This window comes from Clavibacter lycopersici (genome assembly GCF_003576405.1).
GTDB lineage: Bacteria > Actinomycetota > Actinomycetes > Actinomycetales > Microbacteriaceae > Clavibacter > Clavibacter lycopersici.
The window spans coordinates 1-2,140 of sequence record NZ_QWGT01000346.1; the positions used below are offsets into that span (position 1 = coordinate 1).

The following is a 2,140-nucleotide window of genomic DNA, read 5'->3' on the forward strand; positions in this document are numbered from 1 at the left end:
GGAGGGTCGGGGAGCGGTCGGCGTCAGCGCGCGGCGGTCGCGTCGGCGACGCGGGCCGGGTCGGCGTCGGCCGGATCGGCGGCGCCGTCGGCAGGAGCGGCGGAGGCCGGGGCCGGACGGGCGCGGCGCCCGCGGCGCGCGAGCAGCAGGTAGGCCGTGAGCGTCGGCACGACGTACAGGACCCACGTGATCGCCTCGAGCCAGGTGGTGGCCGGGGAGAAGTTCACGGTGCCCTTGAGGAGCGTGCCGTACCAGGATCCGGGCGGCACCGCGCCGGAGACGTCGAACGCGAGCGCGCCCAGCCCCGGCAGGATCCCCGCCTCCTGCAGGTCGTGCACGCCGTACGCGAGCACGCCTCCCGCCACGACGATGAGGAGCGCGCCGGTCCAGGTGAAGAAGCGCGCGAGGTCGATGCGGAGCACGCCGCGGTAGACGAGCCAGCCGAGCGCGACCGCCGTGACGAGCCCGAGGGCGGCGCCGACGAGCGGCATGGTGGTGGCGCCGGTGGCCTGCACGGCCGACCAGAGGAAGAGGGCCGTCTCGATCCCCTCGCGGCCGACCGCGAGGAACGCGACGGCGACCAGGCCCCACGCGGCGCCCGCGACGGCCCGGTCGACGGCGCCCTGCAGCTCGGAGCGCATGTCCTTCGCGGTGCGGAGCATCCAGAACACCATCCAGGTGACGAGCCCGGTGGCGACGATGGAGAGGGATCCGCCGATCGCCTCCTGCGCCTCGAACGTGAGGCCGTACGCGCCGTAGGTGAGGATCGCGCCGACGGACAGGGCGAGGAGGACCGCGAGCCCGACGCCGAGCCAGAGGCGGCCGAGCACGTCGCGGCGGCCGATCTTGACGACGTAGGCGATGAGGATGGTGACGACCAGCGCGGCCTCGAGGCCCTCGCGCAGGCCGATCAGGTAGTTCGCGAACACGCGTGCGCCTCTCCGGGCGGCGGACGCGACGGATCGCGTCCTATTGCTAGTGTGGGGAAATGTAGGTGAGGCTTGCCTTACCTCGTGCACAGTAGCGCGCGGGCTCCGGTGCGTCCAGTCGGGGGGCACCGCCGACGCCCAGCGATCGGCCGTCGGCGCGCGGATAGGATCGCCCGATGATCCCCGGCACGTCCCGACGCCCCGATCGGGCTGCCCGCACCCCGCGCCCCGAGCACGAGCACGTCCTGTTCGTGCACGCCCACCCCGACGACGAGAGCATCGTCACGGGCGGCACCATCGCGGAGCTCGTGCGCGCCGGCGTGCCCGTCACCGTGCTCACGTGCACGCGCGGGGAGCGCGGCGACGTGATCCCCGAGGAGCTCCGCCACCTCGAGGGCGACCTGCGGGCGCTCGCCGACCACCGCGAGACCGAGCTGGCCGACGCCATGGCCGCCCTGGGAGTCACCGACCACCGCTTCCTCGGCGACGCGGACGCGCGCTGGAAGGGCCTCGAGCCCCGACGCTACGTCGACTCCGGCATGGAGTGGGGCGACGACGGCGTGCCCGTGGCGCTGCGGCCGCTGGATCCCGACTCGCTGTGCGCGGGCGACGAGGCCGACGAGGCGCGCGACGTGCTCGCGGTCATCGCCGACGTCGACGCAACGAGCGTCGTCACCTACGACGACCACGGCGGCTACGGGCATCCGGACCACAAGCGCACGCACGTCATCGCGACCTGGGCCGCCGAGGAGGCGGGGATCCCCGCGTACCTCGTCACCACCACGCGGTCGTCCGCCCGCGAGGCGCACCAGCTCGTCGCGGCGCGCGGCCGGTTCCCCGCGCCCGACGCGGATCCCGCCGGCGCGCTCGTGCTGCCGGACGACGACGTCGACCTCGCCGTGGACGCGTCCGAGGTGCTCGACGCCAAGATCCGCGCGATCGCCGCGCACCGCACGCAGACCGTCGTCGACGGCGACCAGTTCGCGCTGTCGCACGGCATCGGGGCGCCCATCACGGCCGTCGAGCTGTTCCGGCTGCACCGCCCCGCCGGCGCCGCGTCGGACGACGGCGCCCCGCGACCCCCGCGCGGCGCGCAGCGCGTCGGCACGGCGGTCGCGTCGCTCGTGCTCGGCCTGCTCGTGGGCGCGGTCGGCACGGCCGCGCACCGCGCCACGCTGCCGGTGGGCGGGATCGCGCTGCCCGTCGGGCTC

Annotated in this window: 2 protein-coding genes; one reads left to right on the forward strand and one right to left on the reverse strand. The window is 75.4% G+C overall.

Annotated features, from left to right (window positions below):
* Nucleotides 1-23: 23 nt before the first annotated feature.
* Nucleotides 24-929, reverse strand: a complete 906-nt coding sequence (gene efeU, locus DZG00_RS14900; protein ID WP_119455788.1) for an iron uptake transporter permease EfeU — start codon at nt 927-929, stop codon at nt 24-26.
* Between the two features lie 176 nt (nt 930-1,105).
* Here efeU and DZG00_RS14905 point away from each other — a divergent pair.
* The coding region (locus tag DZG00_RS14905; protein ID WP_119455789.1) for a PIG-L family deacetylase at nt 1,106-2,140 on the forward strand (1,035 nt) is incomplete at its 3' end.